The organism is Streptomyces sp. NBC_00038 (genome assembly GCF_026343635.1).
In the GTDB taxonomy this organism is placed as follows: Bacteria; Actinomycetota; Actinomycetes; order Streptomycetales; family Streptomycetaceae; genus Streptomyces.
In genome coordinates, this window is sequence record NZ_JAPELQ010000001.1 from 4868416 (window position 1) to 4894042 (window position 25627).

Consider the following 25627-nt stretch of genomic DNA (forward strand, 5'->3'; position numbering starts at 1 on the left):
CTTCACCGACCGACCGGTTTCACGGACCGACCCGTTTCCGCCGGCGCAGCCCCGCCCCGTGCAGCAGCCGCACCACCTCGCGGCTCCCGACCTCCACCGCGCCCGCGCGCACGGCGTCCTCGTACCGGTGCGAGGGGATGTCGTAGTGGTCGCGCTCGAAGGCGCGCCGCGGGGCGCCCAACTCCTCGGCGAAGGCGTGCAGTTCGTCGTACGAGACATCGCTGATCAGGTGGGACCACAGGCGGCCGTGCCCGGGCCAGGTGGGCGGATCGATGTAGACGGTCACGAGGGCGGAGTCCCGCCGGCCGCCCCCAGCGCCCCCACCGAGGCCACCTTCACACCCGCCTGGTGGCACACCCAGTGCGGGTCGGGACCGAGCTCGGGCTCGACCTCCAGGGCGTGCGGGTCGCCGGAGCCGCAGACGGGGCACAGCGGCCAGCGCCCGTGCCGTTCGAGGAGGCCGTCCTGTACGTCCTGGGCGACGAGCCCGGCCACGTACTCCACGCCCTCCGGCCACTGCTCGACCCACCAGCGGCGCTGCACCACCGACTCCTCGACGAGCGAGACCACGTCGGCGTCCGCGACCTCGCGCGCGGCGAGATCGGCGAGGACGAGGGCGCGAGCCGCGTGCAGGGCCTGCTCCAAGGGGCTGACGGGGCCGCTGGTGGGGTTCATGCACCTATTGTGCGCACCCTTGACCGTATGCCCCAATGGAAAATATCTTTCAGATGTGACCCGTGACGTGAAGGAAATTTTCGCCGGTGAGGCGCCGCCCGCCCCGGCCGCCCTGGCGGCCAAGGTACGGACGCTCGCCCCGTCGATGACCCGCTCCATGCAGCGGGTCGCGGAGGCCGTCGCCGGCGACCCGGCGGGCTGTGCGGCCCTCACGGTCACCGGCCTCGCCGAGCTCACCGGCACCAGCGAGGCGACGGTGGTCCGCACCTCCCGCCTCCTCGGCTACCCCGGCTACCGCGACCTGCGCCTCGCCCTGGCCGGGCTCGCCGCCCAGCAGCAGTCGGGCCGCGCCCCCGCCGTCACCGCGGACATCGCGGTCGACGACCCCATCGCCGACGTGGTCGCCAAGCTCGCGTACGACGAGCAGCAGACCCTCGCCGACACCGCGGCCGGGCTCGACATGGCCCAGCTCAGCGCGGCGGTCACCGCGCTCTCCACGGCCCGCCGTATCGACATCTACGGGCAGGGGGCGTCCGGCCTGGTCGCCCAGGACCTCGCCCAGAAGCTGCTCCGCATCGGGCTCATAGCCCACGCGCACAGCGACCCGCACCTCGCCGTCACCAACGCGGTGCAGCTGCGCGCCAAGGACGTGGCGATATCCATCACCCACTCCGGCTCGACCGGCGACGTCATCGAACCCCTCCGGGTCGCCTTCGAACACGGCGCGACGACGGTCGCGATCACCGGCCGCCCGAACGGGCCCGTGACGCAGTACGCGGACCACATCCTCACCACCTCGACGGCCCGCGAGAGCGAGCTGCGGCCCGCGGCGATGTCGTCCCGAACGAGTCAGTTGCTGGTGGTGGACTGCCTGTTCGTGGGGGTCGCCCAGCGGACGTACGAGAAGGCTGCGCCCGCGTTGTCGGCGTCGTACGAGGCGCTTGCCCACCGACACAGCCCTCGGGGGCGTACGCGCTAACGCGACACTCGATGTCGTAGGAAGACTGCGGGCCGTCAGTGGCTGGTCGCGCAGTTCCCCGCGCCCCTAAAAGGGGCGCCTTCAGCACCCTGCACCGGAAAGAGCCGCCGCCCATGACCTCCAACGCCAACTACCGTGACCTGCGTTCCGAGTTGGAGACCCTCACCACCGAGGCGTTTCGGCCCGAGCTTGCCGAGATCGACCAGTTGCCGACGGTTGAGATCGCCCGGCTCATGAACGGCGAGGACGCGACCGTGCCGACGGCCGTCGCCGCGCGGCTCCCGCTCATCGCCGCCGCGATCGACGACATCGCGGAGCGGATGTCCCGCGGCGGGCGCCTGGTCTACGCGGGCGCGGGCACCGCGGGCCGCCTCGGTGTCCTGGACGCGTCCGAGTGCCCGCCCACCTTCAACACCGCCCCGTCCGAGGTCGTGGGCCTGATCGCGGGCGGCCCGAGCGCGATGGTCACGTCGATCGAGGGGGCGGAGGACTCCAAGGAGCTGGCCGCGCGTGACCTCACGGAACTCGCGCTGACCTCCGACGACACCGTGGTCGGCGTATCCGCCTCGGGACGCACCCCGTACGCCATCGGCGCGGTCGAACACGCCCGCGCACAGGGCGCGTTGACGATCGGCCTGTCCTGCAACGCGGACAGCGCGCTGGCAGCCGCCGCCGACCACGGCATCGAGGTCGTCGTCGGCCCGGAGCTGCTGACGGGCTCGACACGCCTGAAGGCGGGCACGGCCCAGAAGCTGGTCCTGAACATGCTCTCGACGATCACGATGATCCGCCTGGGCAAGACGTACGGGAACCTGATGGTCGACGTACGCGCCTCGAACGAGAAGCTCCGCGCCCGCTCCCGCCGCATCGTGGCACTCGCGACGGGCGCCACGGACGAGGAGATCGAGCGCGCCCTCGCCGCCACGGACGACGAGGTGAAGAACGCGATCCTCACCATCCTGGGCGGCGTCGACGGGCCGACGGCCGCCCGCCTTCTGGAGGAGAGCCACGGCCACTTGCGCGCGGCGCTCGCGGCGGCGCCCCGCTGACCAGCACCCTCGGGGAGTGCGCACACCGAACGACCCCACCGCCACCGCGGCAGCCCTGCTCCCCCTCCTCGGCGGCCCCGCGAACATCACCTCCGTGGCCCACTGCATGACCCGCCTGCGCGTGGGCCTGCAGGACCGGACCCTGGTCCAGGACGAGGCCGTGCGAGCCCTCCCCGCCGTACTCGGCCTGGTCACGGACGACGACACGTACCAGATCGTCCTGGGCCCGGGCACGGTCGCCCGCGTGACCCCGGAGTTCGAGGCACTGCTGGCGACGGCGACGGCTGTCAACGTCACCACGGCCGATGAACTGGCGTCACACGGCGCCGAGTTGAAGGAAGCAAGACGGCAGCGCAACGCCACCCCCACCAAGCTCCTCCTGCGCCGCGTCGCGAACATCTTCGTCCCCCTGATCCCCGCCCTCATCGGCTGCGGAATCATCGCGGGCCTCAACGGCCTGCTGATCAACCTGGGCCGACTGGACGCGATCACCCCCGCCCTCGCCGCCATCGCCTCCGGCTTCATGGCGCTGATCGCCGTCTTCGTCGGCTACAACACGGCGAAGGAGTTCGGCGGCACCCCGATCCTGGGCGGCGCTGTGGCGGCGGTCATCGTGTACGCGGGGGTCGCGAAGGTGACGGTGTTCGGGATGACGCTGGCGCCGGGCCAGGGCGGCGTACTCGGCGCACTGGCCGCCGCGGTCCTCGGCACGTACGTCGAGAAGTGGTGCCGCAGCTGGGTCCCGGAGGCCCTGGACGTCCTGCTCACCCCCACCCTCACGGTCCTGCTCACCGGCCTGGTCACGCTGTACGCCCTCATGTACGCGGCCGGCGAGCTGTCCTCCGCCATCGGCACGGCCGCGAACTGGCTCCTGTCCACCACCGGCGCCTTCGCGGGCCTCATCCTCGGCGGCCTCTTCCTCCCCCTCGTCATGCTCGGCCTGCACCAGGCCCTCATCCCCATCCACACCACCCTCATCGAGCAGCAGGGCTACACGGTCCTGCTGCCCATCCTGGCGATGGCGGGCGCGGGCCAGGTCGGCGCGGCCCTGGCGGTCTACGTCCGCCTCCGCCACGACCACTCCATGCGTACGACGATCAAGTCGGCGCTCCCGGCGGGGCTGCTGGGCGTGGGTGAACCCCTCATCTACGGCGTCTCACTCCCCCTCGGCCGCCCGTTCCTGACGGCCTGCGCGGGCGGGGCGGCGGGCGGCGCCTTCGTCGGCTTCTTCGCGATGCTCGGGGACAAGGTGGGGTCGACGGCGATCGGGCCGTCGGGGTGGGCGCTGTTCCCACTGCTGGCAGGAAGCGGGGGACTGGCGATGACGGCGGCGATCTACGCGGGCGGGCTGCTGACCGGCTACGCCGTCGGCTTCGCGGCGACGTACGTGTTCGGTCTCGGGCCGGCTGTCAGAGGCGGCCTCGGTGCCGGTACTGAGACCGGTTCTGAGGCGGGTGCCCCCGCCTCTGCCTCTGCCTCTGCCGACGGCACTGTCAGTGGTGTGTGCGACGCTTCGGACAGTCAGGAAAACGCCCGGGGAGGGAACCGAACACCGTGAACCACGCACAGCTCACCGCCCTCGGCCGCGCCCTGCGCGTGCTGGGCGAGCACGGCGACGCGCTGAACGCCGACACCCCCGACGCGAAGCTGCACGAGGTGAAGGCCGACCTGAAGCGGGCCCTGGACCTGTTGGACGAGACGGTCACCACGGCCGCGCCCACCACCCGCTGCGCCGAGCACCCGAACGGCCCGGTCGACGAGGCCGCCCCCGACCTCTGCCTGCTCTGCGAGACCCGCCGCCGCACCGCCCGCCGCTCCCAGGTGAACGACTCCTACTCCCACAGCCGTGCGCCCAGCCCCGAAGAGGCCCCCGAGCGCACGAAGTCCCGCTACGGCCTGCGCGAAGACCGCCCCCAGCCCCAGCAGCGCTGGCTCCCGGAAGTCTGGAACGGCCAGGCGTGGCAGCTGTGCGGCACCCCGCGCCGCGACCGCATCGAGGCCGAGCGCTACCTCGCCGCCGAGCGCAAGACGCCCCGCCCCGGCATGGCCTACCGCCTGGTCCACGAGTTCACGGACTACGAGGTGCTGCGCATCTGGGGCACCCCCGTGAAGATCGACATCGAGCCGATGGGGAACCTGTAGGCATCGCGCCCGCAGGGCGGCTCAGGGCCTGTCCGAACTCGGCTCGGCAGTGCCGTCCGAGGTCGTTTCAGGCTTCGTCCGGAGGACCTCGCGGGCCTGCTCCGCGGCGCGGGCGATGGCCTCGCTGACGAAGTCGAGGAAGCGGGCGACGTTCTCCAGGCGGGTGGCGGCCGGGGTGCCCGGGACGAGGACGCCGACGCCCTGCCGTGCGATCTCGACGATCTGGGCGGTGGACCGGGCGCTGGCCATCATCGACTCGTACCAGATGTCGTCGTCGACGACGTAGCGCTCACGGCGGCGTTCGTCGCGTTCCCGGCGGACCATGCCCTGGCTCTCCAGGAACGCGATCGCCTTGGAGATGGACGCCGGGCTGACCTGGAGACGCTGGACGAGCTCGGACGCGTTGAGGCTGCCCGAGTCGGTGAGGGTGAGACAGGCCATCACCCGGGCCGTCATCGTGGTCATGCCCGAAGCCAGCATGACGGTGGTGAACGTCTCTTCGTACTCTCGCACGGCCTCCGCGTCGCGTCCGTAGGGCTGCGGGGGCGCCTCCGCACCTCGGGGCGCCGCCTGCGTACGCCGGCGGGCGCGGCGTTCGGTTGCACGGTGGGCCACCTCGGCGCGGTAGGCGGTGGGGCCGCCGTTGCGCATCACCTCACGCGTGATCGTCGAGGTCGGACGGTCGAGACCTCTGGCGATCTCCGCGTAGGCGAGGCCGTCGGCCAGCCCCAGCGCGATCTGCCGACGTTCCTGCTGGGTGAGCCTGCCTCCGGGCATTGCGGTCTCCTTCGTTCCCCTTGATGCCCCCATCGTAGCGTTCATCTTCACTCCATTGCAATGCAGACGTGATCGCCGTTGCGTTACCTTCGAGAGTCGTTGCAACAATTTCCCGTCTCCCACCTGCATTTACTGCGATCGTGCGCAACGAACCTGTTGAAGGATCTTTGAACGCAACGTAGCTTTTCCATCATCGGAAACGACGCGGTCCGACGGAGCGCGCGACGCAGATGAAGGAGAGCACCATGCAGAAGTTCGACACCCCCACCCCCGTCTCCGCCGTCCTCGACATCCCCGCGGGACGCGTCCAGTTCATCGCCGCAGACCGGGCCGACACCACGGTCGAGGTGCTGCCCGCGGACGCCACCAAGGACCGCGACGTGAAGGCGGCGGAGCAGACCACGGTCGCCTACGCCGACGGCATCCTGCGCATCGAAGCCCCGGCGGGGAAGAACCAGCTCTTCGGCCCCTCCGGTTCCGTCGAGGTGACCGTCCAGCTGCCCGCCGGCTCCCGCATCGAGGCGAAGGCCGGCGCCGCCGAGCTCCGAGGCGTCGGACGCCTGGGTGACGTCGCCTTCGAGGGCGCGTACCGCCGGATCAAGATCGACGAGGCAGCGAGCCTGCGCCTCACCGCGGTCGACGGCGACATCGAGGTCGGCCGACTCAACGGCTCCTCGGAGATCAGCACCACACGGGGCGACATCCGGATCACCGAGGCCGTACGCGGCACGGTCGTGCTCCGCACCCAGTCCGGCAGCATCCAGGTCACCGCCGCCGCCGGAGTCTCCGCCGCCCTGGACGCCGGCACCGCCCACGGCCGCGTCAGCAACTCACTCAAGAACGACGGCACCACCGAACTCGACATCCACGCCACCACCTCCCACGGCGACATCACCGCCCGCAGCCTCTGAAGGAGCCCCACCATGACCAACCCAGCCATCGCGGCGAACGGGCTGCGCAAGTCCTACGGCGACAAAACGGTCCTCGACGGCATCGACCTGACGGTGCCGACCGGCACGGTCTTCTCCCTGCTCGGCCCGAACGGCGCCGGCAAGACCACCGCCGTCAAGATCCTCTCCACCCTCATCACCGCCGACCCGGGCACCGGCGACATCAACATCGGCGGCCACAACCTCGCCACCGACCCCCAGGCCGTACGCGCCGCGATCGGCGTCACCGGCCAGTTCTCCGCCGTCGACGGCCTCATCACCGGCGAGGAGAACATGCTCCTCATGGCCGACCTCCACCACCTCTCCCGCGACGAGGGCCGCCGCACCGCCGCCGAACTCCTGGAACGGTTCGGCCTGGTGGAGGCGGCGAAGAAGCCCGCGTCCACCTACTCCGGCGGCATGAAGCGCCGCCTGGACATCGCCATGACGCTGGTCGGCAACCCGCGGATCATCTTCCTCGACGAGCCGACCACCGGCCTCGACCCGCGTGCCCGGCACAACATGTGGCAGATCATCCGCGAGCTGGTCTCCGACGGGGTGACCGTCTTCCTCACCACCCAGTACCTGGAGGAGGCCGACCAGCTCGCCGACCACATCGCCGTACTCAACGACGGCAGGATCGCCGCCCAGGGCACCGCCGAGGAGCTCAAGCGACTCATCCCAGGCGGCCACGTCCGACTCCGCTTCACCGACCCGACCGCCTACCAGTCCGCCGCCCTCGCCCTGCGCAAAGTCACCAAGGACGACGAGTCACTGTCCCTGACCATCCCCAGCGACGGCACCCAGCGCGAACTGCGCTCCATCCTCGACCGGTTGGACTCGGCCGGCATCGAGGCCGACGAACTGACCGTCCACACCCCCGACCTCGACGACGTGTTCTTCGCCCTGACCGGCCCCACCAGCGTCCCCAACCAGCCGAACCAGCCCAAGGAGAACGTCCGATGAGCGCCCTCTCCCTCGCCGTCCGCGACTCGAACACGATGCTGCGCCGCAACCTCCTGCACGCGCGCCGCTACCCGTCCCTCACCCTGAACCTGCTGCTCACGCCGATCATGCTGCTGCTGCTCTTCGTCTACATCTTCGGCGACGTGATGGCCGCGGGCATCGGGGACGGCGGCGCCGACCGCTCCGACTACATCGCCTACATCGTCCCGGGCATCCTGATGATGACCATCGGCTCCACTGTGATCGGGGCCGCGGTGTCCGTCGCAACCGACATGTCCGAGGGCGTCATCGCCCGCTTCCGCACAATGGCGATCCACCGCGGCTCCGTGATCATCGGGCACGTCGTCGGCAGCGTGCTGCAGGTACTCGCCAGCCTGGTCCTCGTCGGCGCCGTCGCCGTGGCCATCGGCTTCCGCTCCACGGACGCAACCGCCCTGGAGTGGCTGGCGGCGTTCGGACTGCTCGCGCTGTTCTCCCTGGCACTCACCTGGATCGCGGTCGGCATGGGCATGGCCAGCCCGAACGCCGAGGCGGCCAGCAACAGTGCGATGCCCCTGATCCTCCTCCCGCTCATCTCCAGCGCCTTCATCCCGGCCAACACCATGCCCGGCTGGTTCCAACCGATCGCCGAATACCAGCCCTTCACCCCCGCCATCGAAACCCTGCGCGGCCTGCTCCTAGGCACCGAGATCGGCAACAACGGCTGGATAGCCATCGCCTGGTGCCTGGCCCTGACCGCACTCGGCTACTTCTGGTCGACCTCAAAGTTCAACAGCGACCCGAAGTAACCGCCATGAAAGCGCGGGCCACCCCCGCAACTCGTCCCGCCCAAGGGCGGCGTACCCCGACACCGCGTCGACGTACGCCGCCCTGTCAGCGTTCGCGGTGAGTCCGGTCATGGGATCCAGCCGATCAGGTCGGCCACCTCAGGGGAGACGTACCTCACGGTTCCTCTCCCGCACCCGCGCCCGCAGCACCTCCCCCTGCGCCACAGGCCCGGTCGACTCCGGCGGGCAGTCCCACTCCCGGCCCCCACCCACGGGCCGCAACTGCACCTTCCCGCCCACATGCCCCATCACCTCCCCGACCCGCCCGTCCCGTACGTCCACGACGTGCGCCCCCACCGGCGGCCGCTCCCCGCGCAGCACGGACGCCAGCTTCTCGGCCGTACGAACGTTGCAGCGCCCCAGGACGACCAGGGCGAACGGCTCGTCGCTCGCGCCGGTCACCGGGTCGACGCACAGGGACGGCAGGACGACACCCACGCCCGTGAGCGCCTCCCGCAGCGACGCCACGATCTCTTCCGTCGACCGCATCATTCCTCCACCTCCACGCAGAGTTTGCTTTTCGCAACACAGCGTGTCCGTCGCGCCTCTAACCTGGCCAGAGGGGACGACCCAACAACATCGTCCGCGGGACAGGGAGTTGCGATGGCAGGACCGAAGGACCTCGACCCGTCGTCGTCACCGCGCGCGCTGCTGGGAGCGGAGTTGCGTCACGCCAGAGAGAAAGCCGGGCTGAGCCAAGACGAGTTGGGGGCGCTGCTGTTCGTGAGCGGCTCGTTCATTGGGCAGTTGGAGGCGGCGACGCGGCGGATCCAGCCGGAGTACGCGCGGCTGCTGGACGAGGCGCTGGGCACGGGTGACTTCTTCCAGCGGAACTGTGGGGCAACGGACAAGTCCCGCTATCCCGAGCACTTCGCCGAGGCGGCGGAGGCGGAGGCGCTGGCCACGGCGATCCGCCAGTACGCGCCGATGCTGATCCCAGGGCTACTCCAGACACCGGAGTACGCGCGGGCCGTGAATCGGGCGTACGCCCCGACGGCACCGGAGGAGACCATCGACGAGCGGGTGGAAGGCCGGATGGCGCGGACGCGTCTACTCGACGACCCAACAAGGCCGTTGTTGTGGGCGGTGCTTGACGAGGCGGCGTTGCGCCGGGAGACCGGTGGGCGAGCGGTCATGGCGGAGGCCCTGCACCACGTCGCCGGTCTGGCCCGCCGGAGCCGGGTCATCGTGCAGGTACTGCCGTTCAGCGCGGGGGCGCACACGGCGATGGAGGGTTCCCTGAAGCTGATGGACTTCGAGGACGCCCCTCCGCTGGTCTACTTCGAGGGAGTCGGCACTGGCCGACTGGAGGACGACCCGGCCACCGTCGCCCAGATGAGGCTCACCTTCGAACTCCTCGCGGCCTCCGCGCTCTCGCCGGAGAAGTCCCTGGCCTTGATCGAGGCGTTGGCGCAGGATTACGCCCATGAGGAACTTCCCTGACTACGACCTGAACACGGCCGTCTGGCACAAGTCGAGCTACAGCGGCGGCAGCGGCGGCGACTGCCTGGAGGTCGCCCGCTGGCGCAAGTCGACGTACAGCGGCGGCAGCGGCGACGACTGCCTCGAAGTAGCCGACGGCCACCCCGCCCTCGTCCCCGTCCGCGACTCCAAAACCCCCCACGGCCCGAAGCTCGCGTTCCGGGCCGAGACCTGGTCGGCGTTCATCGCGGGCGTAAAGGACTCGGGCGCGGCTCCTTTTCGGTGAGGGATCCGCCCAGCTCAGCGAGGTTGCTACGGACGAGCCGCACCCATCAGCGGCGGGTTTCGATCTTCAGGTCGCCTGCGGTCACGGTGCGGATGTGGTCACTGGCGAGCAGGTCGTGCGGGTAGCCGAGGTCGATCGCGCTGACCTTGTCGAGGCGGGCCAGCTGATCGGCGGCGAAGCCGACCTCCAAGGCACCCAGATTTCCCAACAACTGCTCGGGGGTGCGAGCGCCGATGACGGGTGCCGTCACGGCCGGGTTCTGCAGGGTCCAGGCCAGGGCGACCTGAGCGGGTGTGCGTTTCACCTCCGCGGCTACCTCCCGCACGACGTCGGCGATGGCGAGGGTGCGTTCGGTGACCATGCCCAAACCGGCGTTGAAGCTCTTGCGGTTGCTTTCACCGGAGTCAGCGCCCGTCGCGGTCAGATCGGCGCGGCTGTACTTGCCGGAAAGCACGCCGCCGCCCAGCGGTGAGTACGGGGTCACCCCCAGCCCCATCGCCCGTGCCATCGGGATCAGGTCACGTTCTCCGCCTCGGCTGATGAGGCTGTATTCAATCTGTAGTGCGACCAGCGGTGACCAGCCGCGCAGGTCGGCGATCGCTTGCATGCGGGAGATCTCCCAGGCCGGAGCGTTGGACATCGCCACGTACAGGACCTTGCCCTGCCGGACCAGATCATCCATGCCACGCAGGATCTCCTCGACCGGTGTTGTGAAGTCCCACACATGCAGGAAGAGCAGATCGATGTAGCCCGTATTCAGCCGCCGCAGGCTGGTCTCCACAGACGCGAGCAGGCTCTTGCGGTGAGCGCCCCCGGAGTTGGGGTCACCGGGTCGGCGCTGCGTCGTGTATTTCGTTGCCAACACCAGGCTGTCGCGGTTGTCGCGAGTGAATTCGCCCAGCATGCGTTCGGAGCTGCCGTCGGTGTAGGTGCTGGCGGTATCGATGAAGTTGCCGCCGCGCTCGACGTAGAGGTCGAACAGCTTGCGCGCATCGTCCTGCTCGGCGCCCCAGCCCCACTCCGTGCCGAAGGTCGCCGTGCCCAGGGCCAGCGGTGAGACCCGCAGCCCGGAGCGGCCCAGCAGCCGGTATGTGTCGAGGGAGAGCGACATCATGTCCTCCTGTGCTCGTGAACGTCGTCAGCACAGCCTGCGACCCCCCAGAGCCAGGGGTAAGGGAAGGAAGTTCCTGGGAACACCAGTCCTACCCCGACTGTTGGACCAGCCATGATCCCCGGCACCGTGGACGTGACACACGAACTGGCCGCATTCCTGCGGACCCGACGCGAACGCCTGGACCCACGGGATTTCGGCCTACCGGCGCGTCGGCAGACCCGACGGACCCCGGGACTGCGCCGCGAAGAAGTCGCAGAACTGGCCGGGGTCAGCACTGACTACATCGTGCGGCTGGAACAGGCCCGCGGGCTGCGGCCCTCAGCGGAGGTGGTGGAGGCGCTGGCCCAAGCGCTGCGCCTGACCCCCGACGAACGCGCCCACCTCTTCGGCCTGGCCCGGCAGCGGCCCCGCAGCGCTGACAAGCTCGCCACCGTCGCAGAGCCGCTGCTGGCCCAGCTGGTCGCCGATCTGTCGCCGCTGCCGGCAATGCTGATGAACCACCGCTACGACATCCTGGCCTGGAACAGCGAAATGGCGAAGCTGCTACCGAACTTCGACACCCTGTCGCCGCAGCAGCGCAATGCGATGTGGCTGTGCCTGATGCATCCGGAGACACGGGACTTCTACGTCGACCGCGAACGTGTCGTGCGAGAGGGGATCGCCCACCTGCGCACTGCGTGGGCCGCGCATCCAGAGGACCAGGCGTTGACCGACCTCATTACCCAATGCATCACTCATGACCAGGAGTTTGCGCGATTGTGGGCCGAACGAGACGTCAAGGTCAACGGCCGCGGGCGCAAGATGATGCGGCATCCCGACGCCGGTGTGATCGCAGTCCACTTCGAAACGCTGACACCGCTTCAAGATCCGGACCAGCTGTTGGTGATCTACCGCGCCGCCGACGATGAGAGCCGGTCGGCATTGGACCGGTTGCGCACACGATGATGGCGAACCGCCCCTTCGTTCACCGAGACCGAACCGTCGCTCCGGCTTGGCTCCGGGATCCACCGGTGAGATCCGAGCCGAAAGCATGCCGATCCGCCCCACACGCGACGACGTCGAAACCCGCCTCCAGCAACTGCTGTTCGCCAAGCTGACCACCTGACACCGGAGCCTGGCGTCTCTCGCGTGACCTGCACCTGACCAGGGGCTCGCTACATCAGGGCCGACTCAACCCGGGTTGGGCGCGGCTCGTCCTCGGTGAAGCGCCCCCATCCTGGGACACATCTGCCAATCACCTCCCGCCCAGGACGGGGCGGGGGTCAGCCACTCGACGACGGCGGCACCCCGAAGCTCAAGCCCCCAGCTCCGAGCCCTCTTTTCAAGGATTGGGAGGCGGGCCTCAACCCGCCCTCCCACCCCGCGAGTTGACTTGAAGCGACCGGCTTGCCACGGACAGTCACAAAGGCTTAGCGTGCCCAAATACGCAAACAGCCCCCGCCAGGCGCTAGCAACACCTGCGGGGGCTTGACCGACGAGATCCGCTACAAGGACTGATCCCGTGGCTAACGCCAAGCTTAGTGCTGCCTTCCGCCCTGCGCACGCCCTCCCACACCCCATGGCCAACCCGGGTTACGGAAAACGCGACGCCCCGCACCAACTCCCCCGTACAGCGAACGACTTCGCGCACCTCCCGCCCCGCGAAGCAGCCATCGCCGCGTACATCGACCGCCTCCCGGGCGGCGCCGACATCTCCGTAAAGACGCTGGCCAAGACACTCCCGTACGGCCAATGCGCCCTGCGCACAGCCCTCAACAACCTCCAACGGGCAGGCCACTTGCGCCGGGGCCGCGAACACCTGGCCGACTCGGGCAGCCCGCGATGGATCACCCGAACGTGGTTCTCGCGCACAGCGAGGGACGACGACTGGTGGGCGGCGTTCACGCGGGGCGACGTACCACCGGAGCAGCCCGACCTCCCCGTCCCGACCCGTTCCCGGGCCTACATCCTGTTGGCGGCGCTGGGCCGCACGACCCCGGCCCTGTCCCTGCCCGCCGCGGCCTGCGCGGAACTCGCGCCCCTGCTGACCGAGTGGTTCGCGAGGGGCGCCTCCGACGACCACGTACTCCAGGCCCTCACCGCAGGTCTCCCGACCCCGGTGCACAGCCCGGTCGCCCTCGTCCGCACCCGCCTGACGTCCAAGCTCCCGCCCGAACCTATCCCGGCCCCACGCTCGCCCCTGCGCGTACTGGAGTGCGCGAAGTGCGGCACCCCGGGCCGCCCGGAGGCCCTGCCGGGCGGCATCTGCGGCCCGTGCCGGGGCGAGACCGCCCCACGGCCCTCCACCCCACTGGCCTCCTCCGCAGTCCACGCCCACGCCGCCGCAGCCCGCGCGGCGATGGTCAACCGACGAGAAAGGCCACGCCTATGACCGCTCCCACGGTCCGGAAGCACACGGCCGGGGCACCATGGTGGGAAGGAGGCGACACCACCATGACCTTTGGCACCAGGCGCCCGCAGATGTCCATCGAGGACTTCGAAGAGCTGGCAAGTAGGGCCCCGGAGAACGTTCAGCTCGAATTCCTCGATGGGCGGCTGTACGTCAAGGGCGACCACATCGAGGTCGAGGACTTCGAGGAACTCGCCCGCAGGGCCCCTGAGGGCGTCAAGCTCGAACTCATCGACGGAAAGCTAGAGGTCAAACCGTTGCCGGATCAGCGCCACAGGGCCATCGTGATGTGGCTCAGCCGGCTGTTCATGCAGCACCGTCCTGAGCTGGCCCTCTATCCGGAGCAAGGGCTCAAGATCAGCGCCTATCGCAAAGGCAACGCATGCGCGGACGCGGCGTTGGCGCCGCTCGATCACTTCATCGCCCAGGACGGCGAATGGGCCGATCCGAAGGGCGTCCTCATGGTCGTCGAAGTCACCTCCCGCGACCGTGACACCGACCGGCGCGACCGCATCGACAAGGTCCGCGGATACGCTGAAGCAGGCATCCCCGTCTACCTGCTCATCGACCGGGACAACGACACCCTCGTCGTGCACAGCGACCTGAAGAACGGGGCGTACCAGCAGAGCCCCTCGTACCCGTACGGGGCCATGGTCGAGCTCCCCGCCCCCGTGAACATGGCCCTGGCAACCGAAAAGCTCAAGGACTACGCCGACTGACATCCCGCACGCAGGTACCGACCCGCCCGAGCAACGCCGGAGGGCGGCACCCCTCAAGAAAAGGGTGCCGCCCTCGGCGTACATGCAAGAAACAAGAACCTTCAGCTCAGCGACTTCAGCGACGCCGCCTCGTACGCCCCCAGCTCTCCGAACCGTCCGTCGAGGACCTTCGCCGCCCACTCCGGGTCCTGGAGGAGGGCGCGGCCCACCGCGACCAGGTCGAACTCGTCGCGCTCCAGGCGGTCGAGGAGGTTGTCGAGGTTCGCCGCCTGGGCGCCCTCGCCGGCGAAGGAGCGGAGGAAGTCGCCGCCGTCGAGGCCCACCGAGCCGACGGTGATGGTGGGCTTGCCCGTGAGCTTCTTCGTCCAGCCCGCGAGGTTGAGGTCGGAGCCTTCGAACTCGGGGAGCCAGTAGCGGCGCGTCGACGCGTGGAAGGCGTCCACTCCGGCCTCGGCGAGCGGGGTCAGCAGGGCGCCGAGTTCCTCGGGCGTCTCGGCGAGGCGGGCGTCGTACGCCTCCTGCTTCCACTGCGAGTAGCGGAAGAGGATGGGGAAGGAGGGGGAGACCGCGGCGCGGACCGCGGCGACGATCTCGGTCGCGAACTTGGTACGGGCGACCAGGTCACCGCCGTACTCGTCCGTGCGGCGGTTGGTGCCCTCCCAGAAGAACTGGTCGATCAGGTAGCCGTGCGCGCCGTGCAGTTCGACCCCGTCGAAGCCGATGCGCTCGGCGGCGGCCGCGGCCTCGGCGAACGCCGCGACGACCTCGTCCAGGTCGGCCTGGGTCATCTCCTTGCCCTCGCCGGCCGTGCCGTTGATGCGCAGGCCGGACGGGCCGACCGCGGGGGCCTCCGCGAACGGCGGCTCACCCGCGCTGCGCACCATGCCGATGTGCCACAGCTGCGGCACGATCTTCCCGCCCGCCGCGTGCACGGCCTCGGCGACCTTCGCCCAGCCCGCCAGCTGCTCCTCGCCGTGGAAGCGGGGGATCCTGTCGCTCTGCCCGGCCGACTCGTGGCCGATGTACGTGCCCTCGGTGACGATGAGGCCCACGCCCGCGGCGGCGCGGCGGGCGTAGTACGACGCGACGTCCTCGCCGGGGATGCCGCCCGGGGAGAACTGGCGGGTCATCGGCGCCATGACGATCCGGTTCGGGACGGTCAGGCCGTTGAGCGACAGGGGGCGGGACAGGATCTGGGCCGCGCGGGAGGGGGCGAGTGTCACGTGGGGGCTCCTCGGAGAGGTCGGTCGGAGGTCGATCGGGCGGAGTGATGCTCATGCATACATGCAGTTGATGAATTGTGCAGGTGATGAATATGTGCATGCGCATCAATCCCGCGTCAAGGTTCAACCGCCTCACCCGTCACCGCATTCCGGCCCCCGGCACACTGCCGGGTGATCCCGGACACACAGGCACGCAGGCAGACGTACGAAAACGACCGAGGGCGGCACCCCCTGCGAGAAGGGGTGCCGCCCTCGGTACGAAGGACGGTGATCAACCGGGGGCCGGAGCCCCGAGGTGGATCAGAAGTCCATGTCACCGCCCGGCATACCGCCCGGAGCGCCGCCGGCGGCGGCCTTCTCCGGCTTGTCCGCGATGACGGCCTCGGTGGTGAGGAACAGCGCGGCGATGGACGCGGCGTTCTGCAGGGCAGAGCGCGTGACCTTCGCCGGGTCGATGATGCCTTCGGCGATCATGTCGACGTACTCACCGGTCGCGGCGTTCAGGCCGTGACCGACGGGCAGGTTGCGCACCTTCTCGACGATGACGCCACCCTCGAGACCACCGTTGACGGCGATCTGCTTGAGCGGGGCCTCCAGGGCGAGCCGCACGGCGTTGGCGCCGGTCGCCTCGTCACCCGTGAGCTCCAGCTTCTCGAAGACCGAGGAAGCCTGGATGAGAGCCACGCCACCACCGGCGACGATGCCCTCCTCGACGGCCGCCTTCGCGTTGCGAACGGCGTCCTCGATGCGGTGCTTGCGCTCCTTGAGCTCGACCTCGGTGGCGGCACCGGCCTTGATGACGGCCACGCCGCCGGCCAGCTTCGCCAGGCGCTCCTGGAGCTTCTCGCGGTCGTAGTCCGAGTCCGAGTTCTCGATCTCGGCGCGGATCTGGTTGACCCGGCCGGCGACCTGGTCGGCAGAGCCGGAGCCGTCGACGATCGTCGTCTCGTCCTTGGTGATGACGACCTTGCGGGCACGGCCCAGCAGGTCGACACCCGCGTTCTCCAGCTTGAGGCCGACCTCCTCGGAGATGACCTCGCCGCCCGTGAGGATGGCGATGTCGCCGAGCATGGCCTTGCGGCGGTCACCGAAGCCCGGAGCCTTGACGGCGACGGACTTGAAGGTGCCACGGATCTTGTTGACGACCAGCGTCGACAGAGCCTCGCCCTCGACGTCCTCGGCGATGATCAGCAGCGGCTTGCCCGACTGCATGACCTTCTCCAGGAGCGGGAGCAGGTCCTTGACGTTGGCGATCTTCGAGTTGGCGATCAGGATGTAGGGGTCGTCGAGGACGGCCTCCATACGCTCCATGTCGGTGGCGAAGTACGCCGAGATGTAGCCCTTGTCGAAGCGCATACCCTCGGTGAGTTCCAGCTCCAGACCGAAGGTCTGGGACTCCTCGACGGTGATGACGCCTTCCTTGCCGACCTTGTCCATCGCCTCGGCGATGAGCTCGCCGATCTGGGTGTCGGCGGCGGAGATGGAGGCCGTGGAGGCGATCTGCTCCTTGGTCTCGACATCCTTGGCCTGCTCGAGCAGGGCACCGGAGACGGCCTCGACGGCCTTCTCGATACCGCGCTTGAGGGCCATCGGGTTGGCACCCGCGGCTACGTTGCGAAGGCCCTCGCGGACCAGCGCCTGCGCCAGAACGGTCGCGGTGGTCGTACCGTCACCGGCGACGTCGTCCGTCTTCTTGGCGACTTCCTTGACCAGCTCAGCGCCGATCTTCTCGTACGGGTCCTCGAGCTCGATCTCCTTGGCGATGGAAACACCATCGTTGGTGATCGTGGGGGCGCCCCACTTCTTCTCGAGGACGACGTTGCGGCCCTTGGGGCCAAGGGTGACCTTGACGGCGTCGGCGAGCTGGTTCATCCCGCGCTCGAGACCGCGCCGTGCCTCCTCGTCGAACGCGATGATCTTGGCCATGTGAAGTGGTCCTCCCGGACTGGGGTGGATTGCTCCGGACCGCGCCCGCGCCCGCGACGGACGGCCTGCGTGCCTCGTGGTTCCTTGCCCCACTTGGCCTGCGGGCCTCACCGACCCGGTCCTCGTTGTCACTCTCACCTGCAGAGTGCTAACGCCAATGATTAGCACTCGCCCATGCCGAGTGCAAGCGGCTCCGGAAGATCCCCAGGTGGAGAGGGGGGCGCGCACCGGCGCGAGGACAGCCGGAGAGACGGACAGACCGAAGGGCTCGCACCCCCTGCCGGGGATGCGAGCCCTTCGTCACGTCGAACTAGAACAGTCAGTCGGCGCGTGCTTCAGCTGGTCGCCAGCCGGACCATGTCCGCCTGCGGCCCCTTCTGGCCCTGCGAGATCTCGAACTCGACCCGCTGGCCCTCTTCAAGGGTGCGGTAGCCGTCCATCTGAATCGCGCTGTAGTGGACGAATACATCCGCACCACCGTCGACCGCGATGAAGCCGTACCCCTTCTCCGCGTTGAACCACTTGACGGTGCCCTGAGCCATGCCTAACTCCCCTATTACTGGCCCTTGCACAGGACCGCACTTCGCGGGCCCGGGTCAGACCTCACCCCCCAACGATTGGGGGTGTGCGCCGGAACGCGTCGACCGCGGCTGAATGTATCTGTCCAACTGCCCTCTGCAACAGGTCAATCGGACGAGAATTCTGGGCACGACCGATCGGGGAATATGCGGAGAATTCGCAAAGATTCAGGGCAAGTCGGGCCCCATAAATGCCATAAAAGGCTCAAAAATGCGGGGCACTTTGGCTACTTCTTGTCGGACATCGGGCAAGAACTCATATGCGCCCGGCATGAAACCAACATGGAAAGCGAAGCACGTTCCCCAACTGTACCGCGCTCAACCATACAGAATTGCCCCCTCCGCTTCTCTCACGGAGGGGGCAATCAGATGAACTCTCGGTGATTGCCATTACCCAAGGTAACCGCAATCACCGCGCGTGACGGTCAGCCTCCGGCGACGGCCGGGATGATCGAGACGCCGGCGCCGTCCGGCGTAGCCGTCTCCAGGCCCTGCTCGAAGCGGACGTCGTCGTCGTTCACGTACACGTTGACGAAGCGACGCAGCTTGCCCTGGTCGTCCAGGACGCGGGCGGCGATGCCGGTGTGGTTCTTCTCAAGGTCGGCGATGACCTCGGCGAGGGTGCCACCCTCGGCCGTCACCTCGGCCTTGCCGCCGGTGTAGGTGCGCAGGATGGTGGGGATGCGGACGTTGACGCTCATACTTATGACCTCCGGTCAGGTAGTCGCCCTCAGGGGCGCGGGGAACTGCGCGACCAGCCCCTACCGGCCCGCAGAAGAACAACGACCTCTTACGCGAGCCCAGCTTCCCTGAAGGACTCAAGGCTGGGGCGAATGGTCGCGGTAAGCCCCGTACCGGCCACCGCATCCAACGTCTTGAGACCATCGCCGGTGTTCAGCACAACAGTCGTCAGCGTCGGATCCAGCAGACCGTTCTCGATCAGCTTCTTCGTCACGCCAACAGTCACGCCACCGGCGGTCTCCGCGAAGATGCCCTCAGTCTGGGCGAGTAGCCGAATCGCCTCGACGACCTGCTCATCGTCGACGTCCTCCACCGCACCGCCGGTACGCCGCGCGATGTCGAGCACGTACGGCCCGTCCGCCGGGTTGCCGATGGCGAGCGACTTGGCGATGGTGTTCGGCTTCTGGGGCCGTACGACGTCGTGCCCGGCCTTGTAGGCCACGGAGACCGGCGAGCAGCCCTCGGCCTGGGCGCCGAAGATCTTGTACGGCTTGTCCTCGACGAGCCCGAGCTTGATCAGCTCCTGCAGACCCTTGTCGATCTTCGTGAGCTGGGAGCCGGAGGCGATCGGGATGACCAGCTGGTCGGGGAGCTGCCAGCCGAGCTGCTCGCAGATCTCGTACGCGAGGGTCTTCGAGCCCTCCGCGTAGTACGGCCGCAGGTTGACGTTGACGAAGCCCCAGCCCTCGCCGGCCGGGTCGCCGATCAGCTCGGAGCAGAAACGGTTCACGTCGTCGTAGTTGCCCTCGATGCCGACGAGCTCGCCGCCGTACACCGCGGCCATGACGATCTTGCCCTGCTCCAGGTCGTGCGGGATGAACACGCAGGAGCGGAAGCCGGCACGGGCGGCGGCGGCACCGACGGCGCCGGCGAGGTTGCCGGTGGAGGAGCAGGAGAGGGTGGTGAAGTTGAACGCGCGCGCGGCCTCGATGGCCTGGGCGACGACGCGGTCCTTGAAGGAGTGCGTCGGGTTGCCGGAGTCGTCCTTGACGAAGAGCTTGCCGGGGGTGACGCCCAGCTCGCGGGCGAGGTTGTCGGCCTGGACGAGCTTGGTCCAGCCGGGGTTGATGTTCGGCTTCTCCGCTACGTCCGCCGGAACGGGGAGGAGCGGCGCGTAGCGCCAGATGTTCGCGGGGCCCGCTTCGATGCGCTTGCGGAGGTCCTCGGTGTCGTAGGCCGAGAAGTCGTACGCGATCTCCAGCGGGCCGAAACACTCCTCGCAGGCGAAGACCGGGCCGAGCGGCACACGGTGTCCGCACTCGCGGCAGGAGAGCGCGGCGGCGGGGCCCAGATCGACGGAGTTCGCGGAATCCGGGGAGGTCACGGTGTTCGTGGTGCTTGCATCTGTCTGCGCAGCCATGGAGGCGAGGCCCTTTCTCCTCATCTTCCTCACGACGCACTTCGCCGTGAGACGGATTTGGCACCTTCCCGAGCCGGGAGCCTCACCACGTCGACGTGACAAGAACCAGCTGGAGGGTTGCCGGGGCTTCAACGGGCCGTATCCCTCTGCCCCTCTGGATGAGCGGTATTCAGTTGTGGGCTGGACGACCCCCGACATGCGATGGTCATCAGCGTTGTTCAAGACTGTAACCGAAGGCCTGGATGGTGGAGAGAGCCGTCCGAACCGCGAGATGACAGCGACACACCAACCGCTGGCGCGGCGACGGGCACAAGCATCCCAATGAACGCAAGGGAGAGCCGCACGTGCTGGAAGACGTCGAGCGCTGGCTGAGCACGCGCTCCTGGTCCGTGAGTGACCGCCCGCTCAAGAAGCTGATAGCCGCGAAGCGATCCGCCAACTCCACGGTGAGCGTGGTCCTGCCCGCGCTCAACGAGGAGGCGACGGTCGGTGAGATCGTCTCCATCATCCGCCGCGACCTGATGACGCGAAAAGTCCCCCTGGTCGACGAGATCGTCGTCATCGACTCGGGTTCGACGGACCGCACCTCCGAGGTCGCCACCGCCGCGGGCGCCCGGGTCGTTCACCGGGACGAAATACTCCCCCGCATCCCGGCCGTGCCCGGCAAGGGCGAGGTCCTGTGGCGGTCACTCCTCGTGACGAGCGGGGACATCGTCTGCTTCATCGACGCGGACCTCAAGGAGTTCTCGTCGGACTTCGTCTCCGGGATCGTGGGGCCGCTGCTCACCGATCCGGGTGTGGACCTGGTCAAGGCGATGTACGACCGCCCCCTGAACCTGCCCAATGAGCCCACCTCCGGCAGAACCGCCGCGGGCCAGGGCGGCCGCGTCACCGAGCTGATGGCGCGCCCCCTGCTGAACATGCACTGGCCGCAGCTGGCCGGCTTCGTCCAGCCGCTCGGCGGCGAGTACGCGGCCCGCCGCTCGCTCCTCGAACAGCTCCCGTTCCCGGTCGGATACGGCGTTGAGCTGGGCATGCTCGTCGACGCGCTGCATCTGGTGGGCCTGGACGCGCTCGCCCAGGTAGACGTCGGCGTGCGCAAGCACCGGCACCAGGACGGGCAGGCCCTTGGCCGGATGTCCGCCGCGATCTACCGCACGGCCCAGCTGAGGCTGGCCCGCGGCCACCTCATCCGCCCGGCCATCACGCAGTTCGAACGGGGGGAGTCCGGCTTCGAGCCGCGCACCTACTCCGTCGATACGGAGGAACGGCCTCCGATGGCGGAAATCTCGGAGTACCAGGAACGCAAGGCTGCGTAAACGCCCCTTTAGGGGCGCGGGGCTGTGACATCTGCGGCTCCGCCGCGGGGCGCGACCAGCCCCCACCACCCGCAGACTGGAACGTTTGAGCGTTTAGGCGCTGGGCTAGATTTCGAGGCATGGCTTCTCCGTACGGCAATCATCAGATCCTCGTCGCGTCCAACCGCGGCCCGGTCTCCTACGACGTGCGCGAAGACGGCGAGCTACAGGCCAAGCGCGGCGGCGGCGGCCTGGTCTCCGGCCTGTCGGCCATCGGCCCGGACAGGGGCGCCCTGTGGGTGTGCTCCGCGCTCGGCGACGGTGACCGCGAAGCGGTGGCGCGCGGGGTCGGCGAGGACGGCGTGCGGATGCTGGACATCGACGCCGAGGTGCACGCGGACGCCTACAACGGCATCGCGAACTCCGTGCTGTGGTTCGTCCACCACATGCTGTACCAGACGCCGCTGGAGCCGGTCTTCGACAAGGAGTTCCGGCGCCAGTGGGCGTCGTACGAGGAGTACAACCGGGCCTTCGCGCGGGCGCTGGCCGACGAGGCGGCCGAGGGCGCCGTGGCGGTCGTACAGGACTACCACCTGACCCTGGTCCCCGGCATGCTGCGGCAGCTGCGCCCGGATCTCCGCATCGGCCACTTCTCGCACACCCCGTGGGCGCCGGTCGACTACTTCCGCCTGCTCCCCGACGACATCGCCGAGCAGGTGCTGCGCGGCATGCTCGGCGCGGACCGGCTCGGCTTCCTCACCCAGCGCTGGGCGTCCGCGTTCACCGCGTGCGCGCAGGAGCTGGTCGGCGGCCTCGGTGACACCCGGGTCGGGGTGCACGGCCTTGGGGCGGACGCGGACTTCCTGCGGCGGCGCTCGCACGAGCCGGACGTCGCCGCACGCATGGTCACACTGCGTGAGCAGATCGGCGAGGGCCGGAAGGCGATCGTGCGGGTCGACCGGACCGAGCTGTCGAAGAACATCGTGCGCGGCATGCTGGCGTACCGGCAGCTCCTGGAGGACCAGCCGTCCTGGCGCGAGCAGGTCGTGCACGTGGCCTTCGCCTACCCGTCCCGGCAGGACCTCGCCGTCTACCGCGACTACACCGCCGAGGTGCAGCGGGTGGCCGACGAGATCAACTCCGCGTACGGCACGCCCGGTTGGACCCCGGTCCTCCTCCACGTCGACGACGACTTCGCCCGCTCCCTCGCCGCGTACCGTCTCGCCGACGTGGCGCTGGTGAACCCCATCCGGGACGGGATGAACCTTGTCGCCAAGGAGGTGCCGGTCGTCTCCGACGAGGGGTGCGTGCTGGTGCTGTCCCGGGAGGCCGGGGCGTACGAGGAGCTGGGCGAGGACGCGATCGTGGTGAACCCGTACGACGTGGTCGGTACGGCGGGGGCGTTGCACGAGGCGTTGGTGATGGGAGCGGGGGAACGCGCTGAGCGAACCAAACGGCTCGCGGCCGCGGCTACCGCTCTGCCTCCGGCGCAGTGGTTTCTTGAGCAGTTGCGGGAGTTGGAGGGGTGAGGGGTTGTTCTTTGGCTGCGGGGGCGCTGTGGCTGGTCGCGCAGTTCCCCGCGCCCCTGACGGGGCGCTGCTGCTGGCCGGAGATTACTGGCTGAGCCTCTTTGCCAGTGACCTCAGGAGGTCTACGACTCCTGCTGGGCCGTCGACCACCAGGTCTGCCCTCTCCGCCAGTTCGGCGACCTCCGAGCTGCCGCTGCAGACCAGGAGGCCCGGGATGCCGTCGGAGCGGAGTTTTTCGACGGCGGCGAAGGCGGGGAGGTCGCCCAGGTCGTCGCCCGCGTAGAGGACCGACTCTGCTCCGGTCTCGCGGACGTACTCCAGGAGGGCCACGCCCTTGTCCATACCCGGCGGGCGGAGTTCCAGGACCATGCGGCCCGGTTCGACGATCAGGCCGTGCCGGGCGGCCAGGCCGGTGAGGGGCTCGCGCAGCGCCTCGAACGCGGCCTGCGGGTCCGCGGCGCGGCGGGTGTGGACGGCGACGGCCCGCCCCTTCTCCTCGATCCAGGTGCCCTGCCGGGCGCCGACCGCGTCGAGGAACCCGGGCAGTTCGGCCCGGACGGCGGCGACGCCGGGGTGCGGGGCGGGGGCACTGACCTCGCCGCTCCTCGCGTCCCAGCGTTCGGCGCCGTAGTGCCCGAGAACGACCAGGTGCTCCAGTCCCGGCACCCCCGCGAAGCCGCCGTGCTCGACCGCGACGGCGGCCGGGCGGCCGGTGACGACCGCCACGGAGGCGACCCTCGGGGCGAGGGCCGCGAGGGCGGGGACCGCGTCGGGGTGGGCCCTGGCCTGCTCGGGGTCCGGCACGATCGGGGCGAGCGTGCCGTCGAAGTCGAGGCCGATCACTGCGTGGCCCGGCCGGGCGAGGATGGCGTCGAGGCCGTCGCGGCCGGCGGGGGTTGTGGGGGTGGCCATACGGTGACCCTAATCCGCGTGGGGGTTGGGGGGTGTTTTTTCGCCCCCTCCGCCCCTACCCGTCCCGCACTTCCGGGCTACGCCCGGTTCAGCCCGTCCGGCGTTTGAGGACGAGCGCGTCAGCGCGACAGCGGGGGTCTGGGGGCGCAGCCCCCAGGAACGGGACGGGCAGGGGCGGAGGGGGCGAAAAACCCCTACAGCAACCCCCCTCACCGCTCCCCCCGGCGGGCCTCCCGCACCCTCCGCAACCGATTCACCGTAACCGGATCATGAGCAAGCGCCCGCGGATCATCAAGCAGCGCGTTGAGCAGCTGGTAGTACCGCACAGGAGCCAACCCCAACTGCTCCCGTATCGCCCGCTCCTTCGCCCCGGGCCCGCCGAACCCCCGGCGCTCCATGGCAAGAATCCCCCGCTCCCGCGGACCGAGCGACTCCTCAGGTTCCATGGACAGCACCGTAGCCCCAGCCACCGACACCACTACGACCCGCTGTCCGCCGCACTCGCCTCGGCCTGCAGCGACCCCAGCACCCCCGCCGGACTCCCGTCCGCCCCCACCGCCTTGCCCATCTGCTCCTTGATGTCGGCGCTGACACCGGCCCAGGAGGTCTTGTCGACGGGGTACAGCTCGGCGGTGGGGAGTTCCTCGAGGAACGGGGCGAGATCCTGGTCGTCGGTGTCGGCGGTCATGGCCTCGGAGGCGGAGGTGGTGACCGGGAGCAGGTCGTACTCGCGGGAGAAGGCGAGCACGTTCTTGTCGCTGTAGACGAAGTCGAGGAAGTCGCCGACCTGGTCGGCGTGGCCGTTCTGCTTGAAGGCCATCATCCAGTCGGCGACGCCCAGCGTGGACTTGCTCTGGCCGTCGGCGCCCGGCATCGGCACCATGCCGTACTTCACACCCTTGTCGGCGGCCATCTTCATCAGCGTGGGATGCCCGCTGAGCATCCCGACCTCACCGCGCGTGAACGCGGCGAACGCGTCCGCCCGGTTGAGCTTCGCGGGCGCGGTCGGCCCGGTGAGCCCCTTGCCGACGAGTTCGTCCTTGAGCCAGGTGAACGTCTTGACGTTCTCGTCGGAGTCGATGGCGTACGTGCCGACGTCGTCGGTGTAGCCACCGCCGCCGCTCAGCATCCACTGCATCGTCTCGGCCTGCGCTTCCTCGGGCCCCAGCGGCAGCGCGTACGGGAACTCCACGCCGTCGGCCTTGAGCACCTCGGCGTCGGCGGCAAGCTGGTTCCAGGTCTTCGGCGGGGTGAGACCGGCCTGGGCGAAGAGGGTCTTGTTGTAGAAGAGCAGCCGGGTGGAGGAGGCGAAGGGCAGGCCGTACTGCACCCGCTGCCGCTCCCCCGCGTCGGTGAGCTGGAGGGCGAAGTTGGCCTGTACGGGTATGGAGAGCAGTTCGTCGGCGGTGTAGAGCTGCCCCTTCGCGGCGTAGTCGGCGTAGGCGCCGATCTGCGCCATGTCGGGCGCCTTCCCGGCCGCGACCATCTCCTTGACCTTGCGGTCGACGTCGGTCCAGGAGTAGACGCTGACCTCGACCTTGATCCCCGGGTGATCGGCCTCGTACTCCTTGACCAGCGTGTCCCAGTACTTCTGGGAGCTGTTGGCGTCGGAGTCGCCGTAGTCGGCGGCCACCAGCTTCAGGGTCACGTCTCCGGTGTCGCCGGAGCTTCGGCAGCCTCCGAGGGAGGCTGTCATACCCAGTGCGGACACCACCGCGATCATTCCTGTCCTACGCCGCCGCACCGCTTCTGCCCCACACTCTGTCGACCGACCGTTCGATATCTC

General features: G+C 69.2%; 27 protein-coding genes and 1 riboswitch. Of the genes, 14 read left to right on the forward strand and 13 right to left on the reverse strand.

What is annotated here, in order from left to right; translation table 11 throughout:
• Window positions 1-19: 19 nt before the first annotated feature.
• Window positions 20-286: a DUF4031 domain-containing protein gene (locus tag OG219_RS21855; protein ID WP_266828990.1), complete on the reverse strand. Its 267-nt coding sequence runs from the start codon at window positions 284-286 to the stop codon at window positions 20-22.
• Window positions 283-675 carry a hypothetical protein gene (locus OG219_RS21860; protein WP_266828992.1) on the reverse strand — a complete coding sequence of 131 codons (393 nt, stop codon included), beginning with the start codon at window positions 673-675 and terminating at the stop codon, window positions 283-285. The genes OG219_RS21855 and OG219_RS21860 overlap by 4 nt, the downstream gene beginning before the upstream one ends.
• Before the next feature lie 55 nt (window positions 676-730).
• Here OG219_RS21860 and OG219_RS21865 point away from each other — a divergent pair, with 55 nt between their 5' ends.
• The 4 genes from OG219_RS21865 (at window position 731) to OG219_RS21880 (ending at window position 4845) form a co-directional block, all read left to right on the forward strand.
• A complete protein-coding gene (locus tag OG219_RS21865) occupies window positions 731-1654 on the forward strand; it encodes a MurR/RpiR family transcriptional regulator (protein WP_266828994.1) in 924 nt (307 codons plus the stop codon).
• 113 nt (window positions 1655-1767) lie between these two features.
• Window positions 1768-2703, forward strand: a complete 936-nt coding sequence (gene murQ / locus OG219_RS21870; protein WP_266828996.1) for an N-acetylmuramic acid 6-phosphate etherase — start codon at window positions 1768-1770, stop codon at window positions 2701-2703.
• 16 nt (window positions 2704-2719) lie between these two features.
• Window positions 2720-4261, forward strand: a complete 1542-nt coding sequence (locus tag OG219_RS21875) for a PTS transporter subunit EIIC (protein WP_266828998.1) — start codon at window positions 2720-2722, stop codon at window positions 4259-4261.
• The gene (locus OG219_RS21880) at window positions 4258-4845 is read left to right on the forward strand and encodes a hypothetical protein (RefSeq protein WP_266829000.1); all 588 of its coding nucleotides are present in this window, start codon (window positions 4258-4260) and stop codon (window positions 4843-4845) included. The genes OG219_RS21875 and OG219_RS21880 overlap by 4 nt, the downstream gene beginning before the upstream one ends.
• Before the next feature lie 21 nt (window positions 4846-4866).
• Here OG219_RS21880 and OG219_RS21885 read toward each other — a convergent pair whose 3' ends face one another.
• Window positions 4867-5622 (reverse strand): GbsR/MarR family transcriptional regulator, encoded by a 756-nt coding sequence (locus OG219_RS21885; RefSeq protein ID WP_266829002.1) that lies wholly within the window; start codon window positions 5620-5622, stop codon window positions 4867-4869.
• Window positions 5623-5867: 245 nt separating this feature from the next.
• On the opposite strand from OG219_RS21885, the gene OG219_RS21890 reads away from it, so the two are divergent.
• Genes OG219_RS21890 through OG219_RS21900 form a run of 3 tightly spaced genes read left to right on the forward strand, consistent with a single transcriptional unit; the run spans window position 5868 to window position 8305 of the window.
• On the forward strand, window positions 5868-6533 hold the full coding sequence (locus OG219_RS21890) for a DUF4097 family beta strand repeat-containing protein (RefSeq protein ID WP_266829004.1): 666 nt from the start codon (window positions 5868-5870) through the stop codon (window positions 6531-6533).
• Between the two features lie 12 nt (window positions 6534-6545).
• On the forward strand, window positions 6546-7517 hold the full coding sequence (locus tag OG219_RS21895) for an ATP-binding cassette domain-containing protein (RefSeq protein WP_266829006.1): 972 nt from the start codon (window positions 6546-6548) through the stop codon (window positions 7515-7517).
• Window positions 7514-8305 (forward strand): ABC transporter permease, encoded by a 792-nt coding sequence (locus OG219_RS21900; RefSeq protein WP_266829008.1) that lies wholly within the window; start codon window positions 7514-7516, stop codon window positions 8303-8305. Before OG219_RS21895 ends, OG219_RS21900 begins: the two co-directional genes overlap by 4 nt.
• 138 nt (window positions 8306-8443) lie before the next feature.
• Here the strand turns inward: OG219_RS21900 and OG219_RS21905 are convergent, their stop codons facing one another.
• Window positions 8444-8833, reverse strand: a complete 390-nt coding sequence (locus OG219_RS21905; RefSeq protein ID WP_266836179.1) for a hypothetical protein — start codon at window positions 8831-8833, stop codon at window positions 8444-8446.
• Window positions 8834-8947: 114 nt separating this feature from the next.
• Here OG219_RS21905 and OG219_RS21910 point away from each other — a divergent pair, with 114 nt between their 5' ends.
• Window positions 8948-9787: a helix-turn-helix transcriptional regulator gene (locus OG219_RS21910; RefSeq protein WP_266829010.1), complete on the forward strand. Its 840-nt coding sequence runs from the start codon at window positions 8948-8950 to the stop codon at window positions 9785-9787.
• On the forward strand, window positions 9771-10052 hold the full coding sequence (locus OG219_RS21915; protein WP_266829012.1) for a DUF397 domain-containing protein: 282 nt from the start codon (window positions 9771-9773) through the stop codon (window positions 10050-10052). The genes OG219_RS21910 and OG219_RS21915 overlap by 17 nt, the downstream gene beginning before the upstream one ends.
• 46 nt (window positions 10053-10098) lie before the next feature.
• Here OG219_RS21915 and OG219_RS21920 read toward each other — a convergent pair whose 3' ends face one another.
• The gene (locus OG219_RS21920; protein WP_266836180.1) at window positions 10099-11163 is read right to left on the reverse strand and encodes an aldo/keto reductase; all 1065 of its coding nucleotides are present in this window, start codon (window positions 11161-11163) and stop codon (window positions 10099-10101) included.
• Between the two features lie 114 nt (window positions 11164-11277).
• On the opposite strand from OG219_RS21920, the gene OG219_RS21925 reads away from it, so the two are divergent.
• From OG219_RS21925 to OG219_RS21935, 3 genes are all read left to right on the forward strand, one after another.
• Complete coding sequence (locus OG219_RS21925; protein WP_266829014.1) at window positions 11278-12111, forward strand: helix-turn-helix transcriptional regulator; 834 nt, start codon at window positions 11278-11280, stop codon at window positions 12109-12111.
• A gap of 613 nt (window positions 12112-12724) precedes the next feature.
• Window positions 12725-13537, forward strand: coding sequence for a hypothetical protein (locus OG219_RS21930; RefSeq protein WP_266829016.1), 813 nt, complete (start codon window positions 12725-12727; stop codon window positions 13535-13537).
• 62 nt (window positions 13538-13599) lie between these two features.
• Window positions 13600-14274, forward strand: coding sequence for a Uma2 family endonuclease (locus OG219_RS21935; RefSeq protein WP_266829018.1), 675 nt, complete (start codon window positions 13600-13602; stop codon window positions 14272-14274).
• 101 nt (window positions 14275-14375) lie between these two features.
• On the opposite strand, the gene OG219_RS21940 is transcribed toward OG219_RS21935, so the two are convergent.
• From OG219_RS21940 to thrC, 5 genes are all read right to left on the reverse strand, one after another.
• Window positions 14376-15497, reverse strand: a complete 1122-nt coding sequence (locus OG219_RS21940) for an NADH:flavin oxidoreductase (RefSeq protein WP_266829020.1) — start codon at window positions 15495-15497, stop codon at window positions 14376-14378.
• A gap of 300 nt (window positions 15498-15797) precedes the next feature.
• Window positions 15798-17423, reverse strand: a complete 1626-nt coding sequence (groL, locus tag OG219_RS21945) for a chaperonin GroEL (RefSeq protein WP_266829022.1) — start codon at window positions 17421-17423, stop codon at window positions 15798-15800.
• A gap of 335 nt (window positions 17424-17758) precedes the next feature.
• Window positions 17759-17965: a cold-shock protein gene (locus OG219_RS21950; protein ID WP_164304865.1), complete on the reverse strand. Its 207-nt coding sequence runs from the start codon at window positions 17963-17965 to the stop codon at window positions 17759-17761.
• Window positions 17966-18426: 461 nt separating this feature from the next.
• Window positions 18427-18702, reverse strand: coding sequence for a MoaD/ThiS family protein (locus tag OG219_RS21955; RefSeq protein ID WP_266829024.1), 276 nt, complete (start codon window positions 18700-18702; stop codon window positions 18427-18429).
• A gap of 89 nt (window positions 18703-18791) precedes the next feature.
• Window positions 18792-20102, reverse strand: a complete 1311-nt coding sequence (gene thrC / locus OG219_RS21960) for a threonine synthase (protein ID WP_266829026.1) — start codon at window positions 20100-20102, stop codon at window positions 18792-18794.
• Window positions 20103-20119: 17 nt separating this feature from the next.
• Window positions 20120-20267: riboswitch (SAM riboswitch) on the reverse strand.
• 179 nt (window positions 20268-20446) lie between these two features.
• On the opposite strand from thrC, the gene OG219_RS21965 reads away from it, so the two are divergent.
• Both OG219_RS21965 and OG219_RS21970 read left to right on the forward strand, forming a co-directional pair.
• Window positions 20447-21421 (forward strand): glucosyl-3-phosphoglycerate synthase, encoded by a 975-nt coding sequence (locus tag OG219_RS21965; RefSeq protein ID WP_266829028.1) that lies wholly within the window; start codon window positions 20447-20449, stop codon window positions 21419-21421.
• Window positions 21422-21540: 119 nt separating this feature from the next.
• Window positions 21541-22929, forward strand: coding sequence for a trehalose-6-phosphate synthase (locus OG219_RS21970; protein WP_266829030.1), 1389 nt, complete (start codon window positions 21541-21543; stop codon window positions 22927-22929).
• Window positions 22930-23013: 84 nt separating this feature from the next.
• On the opposite strand, the gene otsB is transcribed toward OG219_RS21970, so the two are convergent.
• The 3 genes from otsB to OG219_RS21985 all read right to left on the reverse strand — a co-directional run bounded on the left by otsB (window position 23014) and on the right by OG219_RS21985 (window position 25564).
• Complete coding sequence (otsB, locus tag OG219_RS21975; protein ID WP_266829032.1) at window positions 23014-23841, reverse strand: trehalose-phosphatase; 828 nt, start codon at window positions 23839-23841, stop codon at window positions 23014-23016.
• Between the two features lie 209 nt (window positions 23842-24050).
• Complete coding sequence (locus OG219_RS21980) at window positions 24051-24287, reverse strand: DUF3263 domain-containing protein (protein ID WP_266829033.1); 237 nt, start codon at window positions 24285-24287, stop codon at window positions 24051-24053.
• A 32-nt stretch (window positions 24288-24319) separates the two neighbouring features.
• On the reverse strand, window positions 24320-25564 hold the full coding sequence (locus OG219_RS21985) for an extracellular solute-binding protein (protein WP_266829035.1): 1245 nt from the start codon (window positions 25562-25564) through the stop codon (window positions 24320-24322).
• Between the last annotated feature and the right edge of the window lie 63 nt (window positions 25565-25627).

What these genes read in the sequence shown, in the direction of transcription:
- OG219_RS21980 (WP_266829033.1), bottom strand. Translation starts at nt 24,287, where the DNA reads ATGGAACCTGAGGAGTCGCTCGGTCCGCGGGAGCGGGGGATTCTTGCC.
- OG219_RS21970 (WP_266829030.1), top strand. Translation starts at nt 21,541, where the DNA reads ATGGCTTCTCCGTACGGCAATCATCAGATCCTCGTCGCGTCCAACCGC.
- OG219_RS21910 (WP_266829010.1), top strand. Translation starts at nt 8,948, where the DNA reads ATGGCAGGACCGAAGGACCTCGACCCGTCGTCGTCACCGCGCGCGCTG.
- thrC (WP_266829026.1), bottom strand. Translation starts at nt 20,102, where the DNA reads ATGGCTGCGCAGACAGATGCAAGCACCACGAACACCGTGACCTCCCCG.
- OG219_RS21905 (WP_266836179.1), bottom strand. Translation starts at nt 8,833, where the DNA reads ATGCGGTCGACGGAAGAGATCGTGGCGTCGCTGCGGGAGGCGCTCACG.
- OG219_RS21950 (WP_164304865.1), bottom strand. Translation starts at nt 17,965, where the DNA reads ATGGCTCAGGGCACCGTCAAGTGGTTCAACGCGGAGAAGGGGTACGGC.
- OG219_RS21935 (WP_266829018.1), top strand. Translation starts at nt 13,600, where the DNA reads ATGACCTTTGGCACCAGGCGCCCGCAGATGTCCATCGAGGACTTCGAA.
- OG219_RS21895 (WP_266829006.1), top strand. Translation starts at nt 6,546, where the DNA reads ATGACCAACCCAGCCATCGCGGCGAACGGGCTGCGCAAGTCCTACGGC.
- OG219_RS21885 (WP_266829002.1), bottom strand. Translation starts at nt 5,622, where the DNA reads ATGCCCGGAGGCAGGCTCACCCAGCAGGAACGTCGGCAGATCGCGCTG.
- OG219_RS21930 (WP_266829016.1), top strand. Translation starts at nt 12,725, where the DNA reads ATGGCCAACCCGGGTTACGGAAAACGCGACGCCCCGCACCAACTCCCC.
- OG219_RS21925 (WP_266829014.1), top strand. Translation starts at nt 11,278, where the DNA reads ATGATCCCCGGCACCGTGGACGTGACACACGAACTGGCCGCATTCCTG.
- OG219_RS21890 (WP_266829004.1), top strand. Translation starts at nt 5,868, where the DNA reads ATGCAGAAGTTCGACACCCCCACCCCCGTCTCCGCCGTCCTCGACATC.
- murQ (WP_266828996.1), top strand. Translation starts at nt 1,768, where the DNA reads ATGACCTCCAACGCCAACTACCGTGACCTGCGTTCCGAGTTGGAGACC.
- groL (WP_266829022.1), bottom strand. Translation starts at nt 17,423, where the DNA reads ATGGCCAAGATCATCGCGTTCGACGAGGAGGCACGGCGCGGTCTCGAG.
- otsB (WP_266829032.1), bottom strand. Translation starts at nt 23,841, where the DNA reads ATGGCCACCCCCACAACCCCCGCCGGCCGCGACGGCCTCGACGCCATC.
- OG219_RS21985 (WP_266829035.1), bottom strand. Translation starts at nt 25,564, where the DNA reads ATGATCGCGGTGGTGTCCGCACTGGGTATGACAGCCTCCCTCGGAGGC.
- OG219_RS21900 (WP_266829008.1), top strand. Translation starts at nt 7,514, where the DNA reads ATGAGCGCCCTCTCCCTCGCCGTCCGCGACTCGAACACGATGCTGCGC.
- OG219_RS21955 (WP_266829024.1), bottom strand. Translation starts at nt 18,702, where the DNA reads ATGAGCGTCAACGTCCGCATCCCCACCATCCTGCGCACCTACACCGGC.
- OG219_RS21920 (WP_266836180.1), bottom strand. Translation starts at nt 11,163, where the DNA reads ATGTCGCTCTCCCTCGACACATACCGGCTGCTGGGCCGCTCCGGGCTG.
- OG219_RS21860 (WP_266828992.1), bottom strand. Translation starts at nt 675, where the DNA reads ATGAACCCCACCAGCGGCCCCGTCAGCCCCTTGGAGCAGGCCCTGCAC.
- OG219_RS21915 (WP_266829012.1), top strand. Translation starts at nt 9,771, where the DNA reads ATGAGGAACTTCCCTGACTACGACCTGAACACGGCCGTCTGGCACAAG.